General features: G+C 41.0%; 16 protein-coding genes and 1 tRNA gene. 11 read left to right on the top strand and 6 right to left on the bottom strand.

Annotated features, from left to right (window positions below):
• The first annotated feature begins 82 nt into the window (after positions 1-82).
• Complete coding sequence (gene ung, locus ACL9RF_RS09120; RefSeq protein ID WP_422800303.1) at positions 83-757, top strand: uracil-DNA glycosylase; 675 nt, start codon at positions 83-85, stop codon at positions 755-757.
• Here the strand turns inward: ung and ACL9RF_RS09115 are convergent.
• Together ACL9RF_RS09115 and ACL9RF_RS09110 are read right to left on the bottom strand one after the other, a co-directional pair.
• Positions 754-1,833: a DUF6695 family protein gene (locus ACL9RF_RS09115; RefSeq protein ID WP_422800302.1), complete on the bottom strand. Its 1,080-nt coding sequence runs from the start codon at positions 1,831-1,833 to the stop codon at positions 754-756. The two genes, ung and ACL9RF_RS09115, sit on opposite strands and share 4 nt — an antisense overlap.
• Positions 1,834-1,850: 17 nt before the next feature.
• Positions 1,851-2,321, bottom strand: a complete 471-nt coding sequence (locus ACL9RF_RS09110; RefSeq protein WP_422800301.1) for an Lrp/AsnC family transcriptional regulator — start codon at positions 2,319-2,321, stop codon at positions 1,851-1,853.
• A gap of 406 nt (positions 2,322-2,727) precedes the next feature.
• On the opposite strand from ACL9RF_RS09110, the gene sufB reads away from it, so the two are divergent.
• From sufB to sufD, 3 genes are all read left to right on the top strand, one after another.
• Positions 2,728-4,179 (top strand): Fe-S cluster assembly protein SufB, encoded by a 1,452-nt coding sequence (gene sufB, locus ACL9RF_RS09105; RefSeq protein WP_422800300.1) that lies wholly within the window; start codon positions 2,728-2,730, stop codon positions 4,177-4,179.
• 190 nt (positions 4,180-4,369) lie between these two features.
• Positions 4,370-5,128, top strand: a complete 759-nt coding sequence (gene sufC / locus ACL9RF_RS09100) for a Fe-S cluster assembly ATPase SufC (RefSeq protein WP_422800299.1) — start codon at positions 4,370-4,372, stop codon at positions 5,126-5,128.
• 50 nt (positions 5,129-5,178) lie between these two features.
• Positions 5,179-6,486 carry a Fe-S cluster assembly protein SufD gene (sufD, locus tag ACL9RF_RS09095; protein ID WP_422800298.1) on the top strand — a complete coding sequence of 436 codons (1,308 nt, stop codon included), beginning with the start codon at positions 5,179-5,181 and terminating at the stop codon, positions 6,484-6,486.
• A 135-nt stretch (positions 6,487-6,621) separates the two neighbouring features.
• Here sufD and ACL9RF_RS09090 read toward each other — a convergent pair.
• Together ACL9RF_RS09090 and ACL9RF_RS09085 are read right to left on the bottom strand one after the other, a co-directional pair.
• Positions 6,622-6,697: transfer RNA gene (locus ACL9RF_RS09090), tRNA-Gly, on the bottom strand.
• 59 nt (positions 6,698-6,756) lie between these two features.
• Positions 6,757-8,304 (bottom strand): NAD(P)/FAD-dependent oxidoreductase, encoded by a 1,548-nt coding sequence (locus ACL9RF_RS09085; RefSeq protein WP_422800297.1) that lies wholly within the window; start codon positions 8,302-8,304, stop codon positions 6,757-6,759.
• 156 nt (positions 8,305-8,460) lie between these two features.
• Between ACL9RF_RS09085 and ACL9RF_RS09080 the strand changes: the two genes are divergently transcribed.
• From ACL9RF_RS09080 to ACL9RF_RS09065, 4 genes are all read left to right on the top strand, one after another.
• A complete protein-coding gene (locus tag ACL9RF_RS09080) occupies positions 8,461-9,039 on the top strand; it encodes a LemA family protein (RefSeq protein ID WP_422800296.1) in 579 nt (192 codons plus the stop codon).
• An 88-nt stretch (positions 9,040-9,127) separates the two neighbouring features.
• Positions 9,128-9,562: a TPM domain-containing protein gene (locus tag ACL9RF_RS09075; protein WP_422800295.1), complete on the top strand. Its 435-nt coding sequence runs from the start codon at positions 9,128-9,130 to the stop codon at positions 9,560-9,562.
• Positions 9,537-10,415, top strand: coding sequence for a TPM domain-containing protein (locus ACL9RF_RS09070; RefSeq protein WP_422800294.1), 879 nt, complete (start codon positions 9,537-9,539; stop codon positions 10,413-10,415). Before ACL9RF_RS09075 ends, ACL9RF_RS09070 begins: the two co-directional genes overlap by 26 nt.
• Before the next feature lie 35 nt (positions 10,416-10,450).
• Complete coding sequence (locus ACL9RF_RS09065; RefSeq protein ID WP_422800293.1) at positions 10,451-11,578, top strand: redoxin domain-containing protein; 1,128 nt, start codon at positions 10,451-10,453, stop codon at positions 11,576-11,578.
• A 60-nt stretch (positions 11,579-11,638) separates the two neighbouring features.
• Here ACL9RF_RS09065 and ACL9RF_RS09060 read toward each other — a convergent pair whose 3' ends face one another.
• Positions 11,639-12,823, bottom strand: a complete 1,185-nt coding sequence (locus ACL9RF_RS09060; RefSeq protein ID WP_422800292.1) for a trans-sulfuration enzyme family protein — start codon at positions 12,821-12,823, stop codon at positions 11,639-11,641.
• A 277-nt stretch (positions 12,824-13,100) separates the two neighbouring features.
• On the bottom strand, positions 13,101-16,445 hold the full coding sequence (gene mfd / locus ACL9RF_RS09055; protein WP_422800291.1) for a transcription-repair coupling factor: 3,345 nt from the start codon (positions 16,443-16,445) through the stop codon (positions 13,101-13,103).
• Between the two features lie 184 nt (positions 16,446-16,629).
• Here mfd and ACL9RF_RS09050 point away from each other — a divergent pair, with 184 nt between their 5' ends.
• From ACL9RF_RS09050 to ACL9RF_RS09040, 3 genes are all read left to right on the top strand, one after another.
• The gene (locus tag ACL9RF_RS09050) at positions 16,630-17,160 is read left to right on the top strand and encodes a hypothetical protein (RefSeq protein WP_422800290.1); all 531 of its coding nucleotides are present in this window, start codon (positions 16,630-16,632) and stop codon (positions 17,158-17,160) included.
• Between the two features lie 109 nt (positions 17,161-17,269).
• Positions 17,270-18,136: a helix-turn-helix domain-containing protein gene (locus tag ACL9RF_RS09045; protein ID WP_422800289.1), complete on the top strand. Its 867-nt coding sequence runs from the start codon at positions 17,270-17,272 to the stop codon at positions 18,134-18,136.
• Positions 18,126-18,548, top strand: coding sequence for a DUF983 domain-containing protein (locus tag ACL9RF_RS09040; protein WP_422800288.1), 423 nt, complete (start codon positions 18,126-18,128; stop codon positions 18,546-18,548). Before ACL9RF_RS09045 ends, ACL9RF_RS09040 begins: the two co-directional genes overlap by 11 nt.
• Positions 18,549-18,762 lie beyond the last annotated feature (214 nt).

Below are 18,762 nucleotides of genomic sequence, written 5' to 3'. Positions count from 1 at the left end.
ATTTCAACTGCAAATATCCGTTTATTTGCTAAGTAATCCAATACGTTTAGGCTATAAATATGTAAAATTGTACTTTTGAAGTATGGAAAAGTTATACGACGAAAGTTGGAATCATCTGTTTGAACCTTTGTTTAAGCAGGAAAGCATGCGCAAGTTATCGCATTATATTCAGCAGGAGCGTGCCTCTAAAACCGTTTTCCCCGCACGGGAATTTGTGTTTAATGCCTTCCGTTTGACCCCACTTCCGGAGGTAAAGGTGGTGATTTTGGGGCAAGATCCTTATCACAATTTCGGGCAGGCACATGGTTTGTCTTTTTCGGTTCCTGAAGGAATACCTCTTCCGCCATCCTTACGTAATATTTTTACCGAGCTTGTCACCGATATTGCGGGTTTTACCTATCCCAACCATGGCGACTTAACGGCTTGGGCAAAACAGGGGGTATTACTTTTAAATGCTACCCTTACTGTACGTGCCCACGAAGCGGGCTCTCATCAAAAAATGGGCTGGGAAGAGTTTACAGATGCGGTTATCCAAAAAATCTCTAAGGAGTTGGATGGCGTTGTGTTTTTATTATGGGGCTCCTATGCGCAAAAAAAGGCCGTATTAATCGATCCACAAAAACACCTGATCTTAAAAGCCGTACACCCATCTCCACTTTCCGTATATCGGGGCTTTTATGGTTCCAGACATTTTTCGCAGGCAAATGCCTATTTGGAACATAAAGGAAGAGCTGTAATCGATTGGCAGATCCGTTAAGCATAACGCTCGAAGGTCTGTGCGAACGTAAAGGACGAATTAGGCAGCTGCTTGGTATGCTGTATTTTTATCTTACGGCCCTTTTGTAGGATATGGGTAAACATAAGATGGCTATCGTATGTAATTTCAAATTCCAGTTTAGGGTCAAAATTATCGCTAGTTTCGCCGAGCACTACATATTCAAGCTTACCTGCAGTTGTAAACCTTTTGATGACAAAGTTCTTATTGTTTTCATGTTGTACGGTATACCAGGCACCATCACCTACGCCACCTAAATAAGTCGCCATTTTAGGCACAGTTATCGGTTTAGAGCGGTAGCGCATGGCACCAATGTTATGGTCAGGCGGTAGTAATTCCGCTTTCTTCTGGAAAACATTGTCGCCCAGCTGCTTGATTAAAAACCAAAACGACTGAAAGCGATTCATGGTAAAATTTACTAAACCCTGTTCTGGTGTGTAGCTAAACAATCCGTCGTCGCCTGCTGTATTAACAAGATTGCTTACCGGGCTACTTTTAATGGTTTCCGGTAAATTTACAGCATGCCAATAGGTATATTTTTCGGTAGCCTTGATTAACATCCGGGTAATAAAACGCGAGCAATTGTTGTTATTGCGTGCTACAGCACCATACGGATAGGTACCCTTTTCTACCCAGTAGTCGCCGAAAGCTTTAGCTTGTGTAAAGTCAAGGCCCTTCACCACAGCGAACATTAACTTTCCCTCTCCGTACATAGCCGGTTTTAAGGTTTCAAAGTATGCCGCTATTTCGCGTAGGTTTGTGATTTTACCCTCCTTAATTTCTGCTTTCAGCGTTAAATTTAATAAAGGGTCTGAACTTGCAGAGCGCGCTCTGCCATATCCGCGAGGTGTAATATATCTTCCGAAATCATAAAACTGCATATTACCATTGCGGTGGTCCACAATAACAACCCCCGTATGTCCAACCTTGAAGTTCAGGTTTTTTACAATACCGATTTTTTTGAAAAACATCATCCATTTTTCATCTCCTCGAATTGTAGCATCAGGCCATGTTAATATCAGGGCAAAATCTTGGTATTTTGGACTATCTTGGATCATAAGGTGTTTTTAATCTGCTAATATTCTAACGGTACAATAGGCTCTTTTTTTGAAGTAGACATAATCATCATCGTTTGAAACGTTTTGACCACAGCTATTTTGGATATTTTTTCCATAATGACAGCCTCATAGGCTTTGATATCTTTCACATAAACTTTCAGGATAAAATCGCAGTTTCCCGTAACATGGTGGCATTCCGTAACCTCTGGTATAGCACGTACGGCTTCCACAAAATCAGGAATAGCATTGTGCGTATGAAAGTCAAGTGATATTTGTATAAAAGACTTTATGCCTAAGCCCAGTTTCTCTTCGTCTACAAAGGCATGGTAACTACGTATAAATCCAGAGTTTTCTAGTTTACGCACGCGTTCTAAGGTCGGTGCTGGCGACAAGCCTATATTGGTAGCGAGTTGAAGATTGGTAATTCTTCCATTCTCCTGAAGCAGGCGTAATATTTTTAGATCTAATTTATCGGGTTGGTAAGACATAACACACTAATTTTAATATAAGGAATGTAAATGTACAAAATATTATTTTGTGCCGTACAATAATTATTGGCAATTACAGCTGTATTTGCTGGTATTTTAATAGTAAACCTATAATTAGTAGCTGCAGTCAATCTTTCCTTTTGTCCTGCATAAATAGGACAAACAAGCCGTAAGGGCAAATTGTTTTACGGTCTAAACTTTTCCTGCAGGAAATATGGGATCATATTAGCGTCATAAAAAGAAAATAAATGTCCTTCACGTTTAAATAAAATGATGTTTGTCATAATATTTAGCGAAACCTTGCTATATATAGCTAAAAAATGCTGTTTTATTGCTTTTTATGTCGTAACTTTGTATTCCTAAAAAGAGTTTAGGAATTGCCTAAACGCAAAAGGGAGAGAATGTTATGAGCACCAAAGACGACGAATTACTGAAAGAGCTGGAGCAAGAGGAATATAAATACGGTTTTACAACCGATATTGAAATGGATATTGCACCAAAGGGACTGAATGAGGACACTATTCGCCTAATATCTTCCAAGAAAAATGAACCTGAATGGCTGTTAGCATGGAGGCTAAAAGCTTTTCGTCATTTCTTGACTATGAAAATGCCAACCTGGCAAAACTTTGAAAATCCGGAAGTGGATTTTCAGGATTTGTCGTATTGGGCGGCACCAAAAGCTAAAAAGCAATTGGAGAGTATGGATGAGGTAGACCCTGAATTATTGTCTACTTTTGAAAAATTAGGTATTCCACTTGATGAGCAAAAAATATTAGCCGGCGTAGTTGCTGTAGATGCTGTATTTGATTCGGTATCTGTAAAAACTACCTTCCGGGAGAAACTGAAAGAAAAAGGCGTAATATTCTGCTCTTTTGGTGAAGCAGTTCAGGAATATCCGGAACTGGTTAAAGAATATTTAGGTACGGTAGTACCGCAAACCGACAATATTTATGCCGCATTAAATTCTGCTGTATTTTCGGACGGATCATTTGTCTATATTCCAAAAGGGGTACATTGCCCGATGGAGTTATCGACTTATTTCCGTATCAATGCGCAAAATACAGGGCAATTTGAACGTACGCTAATTGTTGCCGATGAGGGTTCTTATGTTTCTTACTTAGAAGGTTGTACAGCTCCTATGCGTGATGAAAATCAATTGCATGCGGCAGTGGTAGAGCTTATAGCGATGAAAGATGCAGAGATTAAATACTCTACGGTACAGAATTGGTACCCGGGTGATAAAGAGGGTAAGGGTGGTATCTATAACTTCGTTACCAAACGTGGTATTTGTAAGGGCGACAACTCCAAGATTTCATGGACACAGGTAGAAACCGGATCTGCGATTACGTGGAAGTATCCAGGGGTTATCTTAAAAGGTGATAATTCTGTAGGTGAGTTTTATTCTGTTGCTATGACACGGAATATGCAGGTGGCTGATACGGGCACAAAAATGGTTCACCTGGGCAAAAATACCAAGTCGAAAATTATTTCTAAAGGTATTTCTGCAGGACAGAGTCACAACAGTTACCGTGGTTTGGTGCGTATAGGTCCAAATGCTGATAATGCACGTAACTTTACGCAGTGTGATTCTCTGTTGATTGGCGACCGTTGTGGAGCACATACTTTCCCTTATATTGAAAACAAAAATAAAACTGCGAAACTTGAGCACGAGGCTACAACATCGAAAATCGGTGAAGACCAGGTGTTTTATTTAAACCAACGTGGTATCGATTCGGAAAAAGCTGTAGGGCTTATTGTTAACGGTTATGCTAAAGAGGTGTTGAACCAATTGCCAATGGAATTTGCCGTAGAGGCACAGAAGTTGTTGGCGATATCTTTAGAGGGCTCTGTAGGATAGGTTACCTATAGCAGCATCTAGAACGATTAAAACGATTAGAACGAGGTTGTTCCCGATATGCTGCGCTGTATAGCCTAAATTTTAGGCGCACACAGCGGAGAGTTTATAAAAATTATAAAAAAGACGAATAGAAAGGTGAAAATTTAAGGGTTAACGCTTTAGATTTTCACGTTTCCAAATTAATACTAAAATGTTAAGCATAAAGAATTTGCATGCGTCTGTTGACGACAAACAAATATTAAAAGGGTTAAATCTGGAGGTTAAGGCTGGCGAAGTTCACGCTATTATGGGCCCTAATGGTGCGGGTAAAAGTACATTAGGTAACGTTTTAGCTGGGCGTGACTCCTACGAGGTTACAGAAGGTCAAGCTTTGCTGGATGGGGTAGATCTTTTAGATCTTTCGCCGGAAGACCGTGCCCGTGAGGGGGTATTTTTAGCCTTTCAATACCCAGTAGAAATTCCGGGTGTTTCTAATATTAACTTCTTGAAAACTGCGGTAAATGATATTCGCGAGTACAAGGGGTTGCCAGCAATGGAGGCAAAAGAATTCTTGAAAATGGTGAAAGAGAAGCAGCAGTTGGTCGAGTTCTCGGCAAACCTAGCGAATCGTTCTTTGAACGAAGGCTTCTCGGGTGGAGAGAAAAAGCGTAATGAAATTTTCCAACTTGCGATGTTAAATCCAAAGCTTTCTATTTTGGATGAAACAGATTCTGGTTTGGATATCGATGCATTACGTATTGTTGCTAATGGTGTAAATCAGTTACGTTCAGAAAACAATGCTTTTGTAGTTATTACACACTACCAACGTTTATTGGATTATATCGTGCCTGACTTTGTGCATGTATTGTACAACGGACGTATAGTAAAAACTGGGCCTAAAGAATTGGCTTTAGAATTAGAAGAAAAAGGTTACGATTGGTTGAAAGAATTAGATACGCAGAATGCCTAATCGGTTTACGATAATATTTTAAGGTAATGAGCGGATTGATAACAAATAACATGAATTTAATAGTAGCAAACTCTTTATTTGAACAGTTAACTTCTACGTTTTCAGAACTTGAGGCAAGTCACGAACCCTTGGCATTAAAGGCTATTCGTTCGCAAGCTTTTGCTCGTTTTGAAGCGAAGGGTTTTCCAACAGTGAAGAATGAAGATTGGAAATATACTAATATCCATAGTTTAATAAATAAGACTTATTTATTAAATGAAGACGTTGATGTCGCAAACTTAGACCTAAGCCAGGCTGATATTCCGGGATTGGATGCGCACCGTATCGTTTTAATTAACGGGCAGTATGTATTGGCTTTTTCATCCTTGGCCGATGAGGTTGGTTTGGTGGTAAAACCGATTGAAGAAGCTGCAGAAGAACCTGCTTTTCAGCAACATTTTGCGCAGCATGCTGATAAAACGGATAGTGCAATGGTGGCTTTAAACACGGCTTTGTACACGTCGGGTTTATATCTTTATATTCCAAAGAATAAGGTTCTGTCAAAACCCATACAAATTGTACATGTTGCAACGGGTGGGGATGAATTTTTTGCGCAGACACGTAATCTTTTTGTATTGGACACGAATGCTGAAGCTGAGATTATTGAGTCTTTTGTAACCTTAGAAAATACAGCTAAAAACCTGCACAATAAGGTAAGCGAGATTGTGCTGGCAGACAATGCTAAGTTGCAGCATTATTATTTGCAGCTGGCGGATGTATCGGGTAATTATATTAACCATACTGAAATCTACCAATCGAAGGATAGTTTATACAATAATTACAATTGTAACTTCCCAGGGCCAGCATTTGTACGTAATGACATCAATATACGTTTAGATGCCGAGAATGTGGAGTCGCATTTATATGGTATTAATTTACTGGCCGACAAACAGCTGGTAGACAACCATACTATTGTAGATCATATGAAACCGCATTGTGAGTCGTATGAGTGGTACAAAAATATTCCTCAGGATGAATCTACAGCAGTATTTAACGGTAAGATTTTTGTGCGTGAAGATGCGCAAAAAACAAATGCTTTCCAGCAGAACAACAATATGTTGATCGGCGATAAGGCGACAGTATATACTAAACCGCAGTTGGAAATTTTTGCTGATGATGTAAAATGTTCCCATGGTTGTACTATGGGCCAGTTTGATGATGAGGCTTTGTTTTACTTACGTGCAAGAGGTATTGGCGAGGAATCTGCTCGGATTTTATTGGTGCATGCCTTTGCATTTGATGTAACCTCAAGATTTTCGAACGAAGCGGTTAGGGCTTTCGTTGAAGATTTAGTGGCCAAAGGCTTAGATAGAAGATAATAATAGTGTAGTTTTAATAACAAAGCGTCTGGGGATAAAATCTTAGACGCTTTTTTTATGATCTCCTTTAAAGGTTTAAAAAATCCCTAAAAACAGTTAGCATAAAAAAAGCCACCCTTTTGGGATGGCTTTAGCTGGAGCGAAAGACGAGATTCGAACTCGCGACCCCAACCTTGGCAAGGTTGTGCTCTACCAACTGAGCTACTTTCGCTTTTTTTGTGTTACAAATTTAGACTTTTTTCTAATTGCTGTCAAGAGAAAAGTTAATTTTTATAGCACATTTTTTATTGCATCTATACAGTTTATGCCGTCGATTGCAGCCGATACAATACCACCAGCGTAACCTGCACCTTCGGCACAGGGGTAAAGACCTTTTACCTCAGGGTGTTGCAAGCTGTCTTTATCACGGGGGATGCGGACCGGGGAGGAGGTGCGCGATTCTACGCCCACTAAAATAGCCTCATTGGTATAATATCCTTTCATCTTTTTCCCAAAAATTGGTAAGGCTCCACGTAGCGCTTGATGAACAAAGGATGGTAAAACCTCGGTTAAGTCGACTGACCTTGTGCCAGGTTTATACGAATTAATAGGGGTATCACGTGAAACCCTATGCTCCACAAAATCAACCATCCGTTGGGCTGGAGCAACGAGATTGCCACCACCGAGTAAAAAGGCCTGCTGCTCTATTTTACGTTGAAAATCTAATAGCGCAAATGGGTCTGTTAATGCTTGGGGTACATCTTCTAGATTAATCTGTATGACGGTTCCAGAATTTGCATGTGGATTATTTCGTTTGGATGGCGACCAGCCATTTACAACAATCTCATTATGGTCGGTAGCACAAGGGGCAATAATACCTCCCGGGCACATACAAAAAGAGAAAACACCTCTGTCGTTTACCTGCTCTACCAAGCTATAGTATGCCGGCGGAAGGTTTTCATGTCGTGTACTACAATGGTACTGCGCCTGATCAATAATTTCCTGTGGATGTTCAATACGCACGCCCAATGCAAAAGGTTTGGCTTCCAAAAGCCAGTTTTTGGACCTAAATAATTCAAAAATATCGCGTGCCGAGTGGCCTGTTGCCAGCACGATATGCTGGGCATCAAAACGCTTTCCGTCGGCTGTTTTGACAGCCGTAACCTGGCCAAACTGTGCTACGATATCCACCACCTTCGTATCGAAATGTACCTCGCCACCCATGTCGATTATTTTATTGCGCATATCTTCTATAATATGCGGTAGCATATTCGTTCCAATATGCGGACGTGCATCGACCATAATATCCGGGTCGGCGCCATGCTCCACAAAAATCGCCAGTACTTTTTGAACATCGCCTCTTTTGTTCGAGCGGGTGTATAATTTGCCATCCGAATAGGTGCCTGCACCGCCTTCGCCAAAACAGTAGTTAGACTCTGGGTTTACGACCCCTTCGCGGTTAATTTTGGCTAGATCACGACGGCGTTCACGTACGGCTTTTCCTCGTTCTATTACAATAGGTTTTAAGCCCAATTCTAAACAGCGATACGCCGCAAATAGGCCTGCAGGACCTGCACCTATAATAATGACGGGCTTCCCGTTATGTACTTGCTGTGTTGTCGAGGTGAAAGTTTGTATGACGGGCTCTTCGTCTATAAAGAAAACGATACGTACCCGATAGACCACTGCTCGGCTGCGTGCATCTATGGATCGCTTTCGGATATGAAACCCCTTGATACGGGTAAGAGATACCTTAAGTTTTTGCGCCCCTAATTGTTTTATATGTGCCTCATCGTAGCGGTACTCTGGGGCAATAGCCAATTCAATTTCTTTTTGCATACTTATGTTTTGCTGGGTATTTATCCCAAAATTTCAGCAAAAATAAGAATTTAAATACTATAAGTTAAGGTTTACTTTTAGCATTTGCTTGAAAGCATTTTATGGAATTCTTAAAACAATTTAGTATTTTAGAAGCATAGATTGAATTTATAACACATGAAAAGATTATTAATTGCAATGCTGGGTCTGTTTGCGGCCCTATCTTTCAGTTCTTGTGGTTACAATACCATGGTTTCCAAAGATGAAAATGTAAAAGCCAAATGGGCACAAGTGGAAAACGTATATCAGCGTCGTGCAGATTTAATTCCTAATTTAGTGTCTACGGTTAAAGGTGCTGCTCAACATGAGCAAGGTACTCTTACAGCAGTAGTGGAGGCACGCGCCGAGGCAACAAAGGTTACGGTGAATGCGGATAATTTATCGCCAGAAGCTGTTGCAGAGTTTCAGCAGAAACAAGACAATCTTTCCCAATCAATAGGCCGTCTATTGGTAAGTGTTGAAGCATACCCGGACTTGAAGGCTAATGCAAACTTTCAAGAGTTGCAGGCGCAGCTAGAAGGTACAGAAAACCGCATTTCTGTAGAGAGAAAAGCTTTTAATGACGCGGTTCAGGATTATAATACTACGGTACGTAGCTTTCCAAACAATATTATGGCTGGCATTTTCGGCTTTAAAGCCAAAGGAACATTCCAAGCTGCAGCCGGAGCAGATAAAGCTCCTACGGTTCAGTTTTAATCCTGTAAATACAGAATATTAGGGATAAAGATGAATATTGGAGCCGCCGGCTATGCCAATATTCATCTTTTTTTTATTTTTTATAATTATGGCAATTTTAACTGTAGAAGAGCAGGAGCGTGTAGCACATGCGGTAAGCTTGGCCGAAGGGCAGACCTCGGGAGAAATACGTGTCGTTGTAGAGCATATTGTGGGTAAGACATCGGCGCATGAGAAGGCGGTACAGTATTTCAACAAACTGAAGATGTGTAATACCCATTTACGAAATGGTGTATTGATTTATTTGGCTATTGAAGACCATCAGTTCGCCATTATTGGCGATGTTGGTATCCATCAATATGTAAATGCTGATTTTTGGGAAAATACTTCTCAAAAGATGCTGCCCTATTTTAAAGAAGCTGCCTATGTCGATGGCCTCGTTGCCGGAATACAGGAGGCAGGGATACAGTTGAAAAATTATTTTCCACGTGCGGACGATGACATAAACGAATTACCTAATGAGATTTATTTTGGAAATAACTAAAGCAGTAAAGGCTTCCTTACCAGTTTTTAGGCCTCACATTAAGACGGTATTTTTAACAACGCTGCTTATATGGTTTGCTGTGCTCCCTGGATTACCTGTACGGGCACAAGATTTTCCGGCAGCACCAAAGCGTTTGGTATCGGATTTTACTAATACCTTAAGTGCCGGGGAGGTAAACGCCTTAGAGGATAAATTACTTGCATTCCATGATAGTACAACTTCGCAAATAGCGGTGGTGCTGGTAAATACTACCCAAGGGTATGATGTGGCCGATTATGCCGTGAGGCTAGCCAACAAATGGGGGATAGGACAAAAAAAATATAATAATGGTATTCTGCTGCTGGTTGCCGTTGGTGATCGTAGTGTAACCATACAAACGGGTTATGGTATGGAGGGCGCATTGCCCGATGCTATCGCCTTTAGGATTATTGAAAACGATATTAAACCAGCCTTCCGCAATCGGGCGTATTATCAGGGCTTAGATCAGGCTACCAATTCCATTATTGCGTATGTCAAAGGGGAGTACAAATCGGATGGAAGCGTGCGTACAAATCAACGCCAGCCGGAAAATGGTGGCGGAAGTATTGGCATAGTTTTTATCATTATTATTGTCTTTATCATTATTGCAATCCGCTCTAAAGGTGGTGGTGGTAAGGGTGGTGGCCGTATGATAAATGGTCGGGGATCGTCGGATTTATTTTGGTGGACCTTATTAAATACATTAGGCAATGGCTCGAGGAGAGATGATGGAGGCTTCGGTGGCGGCGGCGGTTTTGGCGGCGGTAGCGGCGGTGGTTTCGGTGGCTTTGGTGGTGGCGGCTTCGGCGGCGGCGGTGCTAGTGGTCGTTGGTAGAAAATATATATCTTGGATTAAATTTATAGGAAAATATGAAAAAGTTAATAATGTTTGCGTTGGCTACCTTACCTGCTGTAGTCTTTGCACAAGAGGAGTTTACAGTTAAGGGAAAAATTGGGACCTTCAACGCTCCGGCGAAGGTATATATGCAGTATGCTGTAAATGGGCAGGGGAAACTAGACTCTGCAGATATCGTGAATGGTGCGTTTAAATTTAACGGTAATATTGCTGAACCAGCGAAGGCATATATTGTGTTATCTCCGGACGGTAAGCCTTTGCGTCAAATACAAAATCCAGATCTCAATACGGTTTACCTGGCTAAGGGGGTTATAAGTGTAGAAGGATCTTCCTTGAAAAACGCTAAGGTATCTGGAAATGCGTTGAATGTAGAAAATGAGAAGTATAAACTGGCATCAAAATCGATAAATGATGCTATGGAAGCTTTAAATCAGGAGTTTTATGCTGCTTCGGACGAGCAGAAACAGGATCCTGAATTTATTGGCCGCTTACAAGCCAAAGCAGAACCTTTATACGGGCAGCAAGAGGCTATAGATAAGGAATTCATTAAGAAAAACCCAAGTTCATATATCGCTCTTACACTTTTAGCATCGACACTAAGTGGTGAAAATGTTATCGAGTTGGAGCCTAGTTATACGGCTTTGGCCGCAAATTTAAAATCCAGTAAGCTGGGTAAAGAATTGGGAGAACGAATTGCGACCATGAAAACATTGGCTGTAGGTGCGGTAGCGCCAGATTTTACGCTGCCAAATCCTGAGGGAAAAGAGATCTCGCTATCGTCGTTAAGAGGGCAGTATGTGTTGGTAGATTTCTGGGCATCCTGGTGTGGCCCATGCCGACATGAAAACCCTAATGTCGTAGCGGCATACAATAAATTTAAAGCTAAAGGTTTTACCATTTTGGGGGTTTCTTTGGATAACCCCGGCAAGAAAGACAATTGGGTGAAAGCCATTGAGGATGATAAATTAGAACAATGGGCACATGTGTCTGACCTACAGGGCTGGAAATCTAAGGTTGTAGGTCTTTATGCAATTCAAGGTATTCCGCAAAACTACCTATTGGATAAAGAAGGGAAAATCTTGGCTTCTAATTTAAGAGGTGAAGAGTTGGAAGCTAAACTGGAAGAAGTCTTAGGTAAATAGATATTATATATACATGGAAAAAGTCGTTGTTTTATTTGTTAAACAACGACTTTTTTTTATTTATAGATTTTGCGTTGCCTGCTCAAAATCGGCTATAAGATCTGTTATATGTTCTATGCCAACGGAAATGCGCAACATACCTTTGGTAATGCCAGAGGCCTTTTTTTGGTCGTCGCTATGGTGCGACCCCCACATGCTTGCTGGATGTACAATTAATGATTCTACACCTCCTAAACTTGCGGCATTGGCAAACAGCTGCAGGGCATTAATTAACTTCTGTGCGTTCTGGAATGCGTTTTCCTCATCCTGCCCCTTAACCTCGATACTGATCATTCCTGTGAAGCCCCGTAGCTGGCGTTGTGCTAAGCTGTGTTGCGGATGTGAGGGTAAGCCGATGTAATTAACTTTCGCAATAGCGGGTTGTTTCTCCAACCACTCGGCAAGCTGTTGTGCATTTCTATTAATCTGCTGGACACGTAGAGAAAGTGTTTTTAACCCTCTTAAGAGGAGCCAGGAATCGAAAGGACTTAAGCTTGCGCCAAGGATAATGGAGCGGCGCCAGATGGTTTCTATCCATTTTGTATCGGCACATACTACGCCAGCGGTAAGGTCAGAATGGCCACCTAAGTACTTCGTGGCGCTATGTACAATAATATCAACACCAAAATCTGCTGGTGTTTGGTTTATCGGCGAGGCAAAGGTATTATCTACTACAGTTAAAATCCCCTTTTCTTTGCCCAGTGCACCAATATACGCTAAGTCGGTAAGCGCTAGGTTTGGGTTCGAGGGGGTTTCGATATAAATAAGCTTGGTGTGCTCTTGTATTGCTGCTCGAAAGGCCTCATTGTCGGTCTGCTCTACCTGGGTAACCTGCACACCAAAGGGAATTAAAAATTCTTTAAAAAATAAGGAGGTACCCGAGTATAAGGAATGTTGAGTAACAATATGATCACCAGGTTTTACAATGCTTAGGATGCTGGTACTGATGGCTGCCATACCCGTTGCGAAGACCAAGGCATCTTCCGTTTTTTCCAGCTTAGCCAATATAGCGGCAATCTGAGAATTTGTAGGGTTGCCATGGCGATGGTAAAACTCGGGATATTTCGGACTTGTAGCAGCGGTTATATATGCTTCGGGGTCGTTGCCGGCATGGTAAGTGGCGCTCTGAAAAATTGGTGTTACTACGGATCTTGTTGGGTTAAAATGTTCTCCTTCGTGTATTAGATTTGTCTCTAGTTTTGCCATTATGTTTAGGGTTTAACCAAAGCTAATAAATAATCTACTAATTAGGTAGTTTTTGGTGGGTCTTAACGGTCGTTTCTCGAAATTTCCGCGTATTTTTAACTTTTGTACTCCAGGTCCCTGCGCTTAACGGTTATCTTTTAAATGCCATTTTGGGCTTCGGTAATTACTTACAGTTGTCCTGAATGCAAGGCTCGAACAATAAACTTTGGTAAAGTACCAACAGCCAAAAAAAGGCTGTCTAGTTACATACTAAAGACAGCCCTGGAACCCTTGTTAATTATTTCGTAGCAACCATTTCCTTTAATAAATAGAGCGCATAATCGATATTATTGATATTACTAAGCGCCAGCCTCAGCTGCCCTTTAACCTCTTTTAAATTACTAATGTTGGCATTCCCTTGCACAAAGGCCAATACCTTACCGAATTGTTCCGATTCAAAATAACTCGATTTGGCATTACTGATAAAGTAACCCTTCAAAATATTTTTCTTAAAGGATATTTTTTCAAATCCTATTTCTTTTCCTAGCCATTGTAAGCGCAAGGTGTTGAACAGCTCGTATACCTGCGTCGGAATTGGTCCAAAACGATCCTGAAGCTCTTTTTCAAAGGCCTGCAACTGCGATTCATTATCGAGCTTGGCAATTTCATTGTACAAGTTATAACGCTCCGCAATATTCGTAACATATGCATCCGGAATAAGTACCTCCAGGTCGGTATCGATCTGCGTAAAGGTTACATACTTACGGTTATGGTCATCCGCAAAGAGCTCCTCGAATTCATCATCCTTAAGCTCCTGCACAGCTTCGTCCAATATCTTATTGTACATCTCAAAACCAATTTCAGCAATAAACCCCGACTGCTCGGCGCCCAGCAAGTTTCCGGAGCCGCGAATATCAAGGTCACGCATGGCCACATTAAAACCAGACCCCAGCTCAGAGAACTCTTCTATGGCCGAAAGACGCTTATACGCCTCATTTGTCAAGGTCGACATCGGAGGGCTTAACAAATAACAAAATGCCTTTTTATTGGAGCGCCCCACACGGCCACGCATTTGGTGCAGGTCGCTTAAGCCAAACATATGCGCATGGTTAATGATAATGGTATTGGCGTTTGGAATATCTAATCCTGCTTCAATAATTGTTGTCGCCACTAAGACATCAAATTCGTGGTTAATAAACTTCAGCATGACATCCTCCAAATCATCCCCTTCCAGTTGTCCATGTGCAACCCCCACGCGTGCGCCGGGAACCAGCTTTTGAATCATGGCCCCAAGCTGCTTTAGGTCCGCCACACGGTTATGGATGAAAAAAACCTGTCCGCCACGGTCCAACTCGAAGGCTACCGCCTCCTGTATCAGTGGCTCGTTAAACACATGCAATTCGGTTTGTACAGGCTGCCTATTTGGCGGCGGTGTAGAGATAATACTTAAATCTCGGGCCCCCATTAGCGAGAAGTGCAAGGTACGAGGAATCGGTGTTGCCGTTAATGTTAAGGAGTCTACATTGGCGCGCATCACCTTTAACTTCTCTTTCACCGAAACGCCGAATTTCTGCTCCTCATCAATGATCATAAGTCCTAAATCCTTAAATTTTACATCCTTACTCACCAAACGATGGGTGCCGATAATAATATCCAGCTTACCCTCCTCCAGTTTTTTTAAGGATTCTTTAATCTGTTTAGGCGTTTTAAAGCGGTTGATGTAATCAATATTTGCCGGCAAGCCCTTCAACCTTTCCGAAAAAGTGCGGTAATGTTGCAAGGCCAAGATTGTCGTCGGCACTAGTACAGCCACCTGTTTACTGTCGGCAACAGCTTTAAATGCTGCACGTATGGCGACCTCCGTTTTTCCGAAGCCTACATCGCCGCAAACCAGCCTGTCCATCGGATGAGGCGATTCCATATCACGTTTCACATCAGCCGTTGCCTTTTCCTGATCTGGCGTATCCTCATAGATAAAAGATGCTTCCAGCTCATTCTGCAGGTAGGTATCCGGACTAAAGGCATTTCCTGTTTGAGCTTTACGCTGGGCATATAACTTTATCAGGTCGCGGGCGATATCCTTAACTTTCTTTTTCGTTGTTTTCTTCAGCTTCTCCCAGGTATCCGTTCCCAATTTATTCATCTTAGGTACAGTACCTTCTTTTCCAGAGTACTTAGAAATGCGGTTTAGGGAGTTGATATTGACATAAAGAAGGTCGTTGTCGGCATAGATTAAACGAATCATCTCTTGGGTTTTTCCGTTTACATCCACCTTTTCTAAACCGGCATATTTTCCAACACCGTGATCAATATGGGTTATATAATCACCCGGTTTTAAGTCACGAAGCTCTTTAAGTGTGATAGCCTGCGTACGTTCGTAGGCCTTTATACGTTTATATTTATAGTAACGATCAAAAATCTGATGATCGGTATAACAAGCCAATTTCAGCATATCGTCTCTATAGCCTTCACGCAGGCCTTTATAAATGGGTGTAAAAGTAACCGATTTATCGAGGTCCTCTAAAATGGCATATATCCGTTCTATCTGTTTGTTGGAATCCGAGAATATCAGATTTTTAATGCGCTTACCTTCATTTTCCTTAAAATTATGGATTAAAAGATTAAAATCTTTATTGAACGAAGGCTGCGGATGGGTATCAAAAACAAGGGTTGTATCGGGCTTAAAGAACAACTGTTTGCCAAACTCGATATTCGGAAATTCGAAGAGTAAAGCGCCAAAGTTTTTATCGTCCGTAAAAGTAAAACGCGGGTCCAGCCAGTCTGGATTATTTTTCAGATCGGTTTCAGAAAGCGCTTTCCATAACTGAGAGGCCTTTTTATAGCCTTCCAGAATAACATCAAATGTAAACTGTACATCCTTTATCCATATAACCGAATCATGGTCTATATATTCCAAAATAGAAATGTGATTATTGGCTAGAAATTTCGCCTGTACATTAGGAACAATGGTTACGGTATGGATTTTTTTTACCGACAGCTGGCTCTCGATATCAAAGGTACGTATGCTTTCAATTTCATCGCCAAAAAATTCAATCCGGTAAGGTAAATCGTTGGAAAATGAAAAGATATCTACAATACCCCCGCGAATAGCAAATTGACCAGGCTCGTACACGAAGTCAACCCTTTCGAAATCGTATTCGTAAAGGAACTCGTTTATAAAATCTATGCTTAGTTTGGTATGCTGTGTTATAGGAAGGGTATTTTTCTCTAAATCGCTGCGGTTAATTACTTTTTCGGCAATTGCCTCCGGGTAGGTAACGACCATTTTTGGCAGCTCTGTGTTATGGTTCAGCGCGCTTAATGTTTCGGCACGCTGTAGTACATGGGCACTATCCAGCTGTGTGAAATCAAAAGCCTTACGGTACGATGCCGGGAAAAATAAAATTTGCTTTTCGAATAAACTCTCCAAGTCGCTTAAAAAGAAGGATGCCTCTTCGTGTGTTGGTAATATAAAGATGTAAGGCCTTTCTTGCAGTTTGTACGCTGCGGCGGCGACCATAGCATCTGCAGAGCCTATTAATCCTTTAAGCTGCACTTTTGGTTTTTTCCCTTGAATGGCTTTAACAAGCGAGGTTACCTGTTCTGTTTGACCGTATTGCGATAGAATTTCTTGTATGCCCACGTAGATTTAAATTTCGGCAAAGATAAGAAATTGAACCGTAGAAATTAAAATATTGCGGATTTGAAACTTCTATTCCAAGTAGATAAATCCATTAATTATAGTCGTAGAACAAGGAGAGGAGTACGCCAAATTTATTTATTTTTCAGTTGAAAGCAGCGTTTTTACTTAGTATCTTTAAGGCACTATGTCGCTACACAAAGACCCCGAATTAAAAGAAGCCGTACTTAGTCTACCAGCAAAGGAGAAAGACAAGCTGTTGGTACGCCTTATCGGAAAAGATAAAATGCTTATTAAACAGCTACATTTCCAGCTGCTAGAGGACGAAACAGATCTGGAAGAGCGTATCGAAAGATTGCGTGAACGTTTAAAGCAAGCATTAGATCCTAAATTTTCGGGTATACGCAATGAGGGTACCTACAGCAACTACAAAGCACTGATGGTATTGCTGCGCAATAGTTCTGGCCTAATAAACGAACACGAAAAGGTGACAAAAGATAAATTATCGGAAGTCGAGTTTCGCTTATTTATCTTGGCCGAGGCATTTCGCCGCTATCCAGTACTGTTTGAGCGTAATTTCTTATTGGCGGCTGATAAATTGCATCTTTATATTTCAGGGCGGAAGAAAATTACCTTGGCAAAATATGACAAGTTACATGAAGATTATCAATTTGATCTACGCGAGGATTGGGCGCTGATTAAGGAACTGCCTTTTTAATATTTTTACTACCTATCGATTTGATGTTTTTTGTGTTTAATAGGTAAAAAGTACCATTATCACAGCTTTTATTACCATTGTTTGTGGTAATATAGGGCTATCTTTGTGTATGATTACGAAAGTTCCTGTTATCGAGCAATGTACTGTATCCAACAGCTTTAATGGCGAAGTTATGGTAGAGGATATGGCCGCCTATTTGAATCGGAACAAAAACCTAGTTTTTCCGCATAGGCATAACTTTTACCATTTTGTATTGTTTACCAAGGGAGCAGGTTCGCATAGCATAGATTTTGAAACTTTTGAAATTGAGCCCTGGCAGATATACTTTATGACACCGGGGCAGATTCATACCTGGCAGTTTGCAGGCGATATCGAAGGGTATGTTGTAAATTTTGATCCCGATTTTTTTAAAACCATGCTGTTAAAGCCAGATTACTTAACAGGTTTTTCGTTCTTCTCGGGAATGGTACGCGATGAGGTTTTTGTGGTGCAGGCGGATAAGCAAAAGCTTTTGGTAGATATTTTGGAGCGTGTGCAAGAAAAGCTTAGCGACAGGGATTTTGTGGCGGTATCTTTATTGTATGTATTTCACCTGTTGGAACAACAGCACGGCCGTAGTAAGGTGGTCGATGGGAATGCCTATAATCATACGCTATTGCGTAATTATTTGGGTCTTATAGAAGCAAACTATAAAGATTTACACCTGCCAAAAGATTATGCCGCTTTACTATATATTACGCCCAACCATTTAAATGCGTTATGTAAAGAGCTGTTGGGGCAGGCATCAGGAGAGCTTATTCGAAATAGGGTTATATTAGAGGCTAAACGACTATTGGTATTAAACGATTACTCTATTTCGCAAATTGCTTATATGCTCAACTTTAACGATAATTCGTATTTTACGAAGTTTTTCAAAAAAATTGAAGGTGTAACACCGGAAGAGTTTAGAAAGAAACATTATAGATATGGAAAATAATAATAAAATGGCGACACAATATACAATACCTGGAGAATTTAAGAGCGCTGTTGAAGGTAAATGTCCGCGCTGTCGAAAAGGGGATATGTTTATGGCACCTCTATTAAGTTTTAAATCGAAAAAAATGCGTACCCACTGTCCGCATTGTGATTTGAAATTTGAAAAAGAGCCAGGATATTTCTATGTGGCGATGTACGTGAGTTATGCCTTTGTCGTTGCCGAGCTAATTACGGCATGTGTGGCGGCTTATATTTTTACAGGCGAGCTGGAGAGCCCATGGTTATATATGTTTGTTGCTGTAGCAGCCTCAATTATTATGGCGCCCTTCAATTACAGGTACTCCCGTGTTGTGCTTTTATATTGGATGACACCGCAGTTTAAATTTAAAGAGGAGTATTTTTTAAAACACTAACAGCTGCGCTGTATTCTCCTGGTAATGGATGAATTATGCAAAATGAAAATTCCTATACTACAATACAGGAATTTTCATTTTGCATTTTTTTCTTCCGACTATAGTTTCTAAATCATCTAAATCATCTAAAGCATCTATTTTAGGGAATAACGCTATAAGAGCTCCATTAAAAGCATCAGAAATAATAAATCCGAGGCAACCCATAGAAGACTAC

This window comes from Sphingobacterium sp. Mn56C (assembly GCF_049319645.1).
In the GTDB taxonomy this organism is placed as follows: Bacteria; Bacteroidota; Bacteroidia; order Sphingobacteriales; family Sphingobacteriaceae; genus Sphingobacterium.
This window is presented reverse-complemented; position numbering and strand designations above follow the sequence as displayed.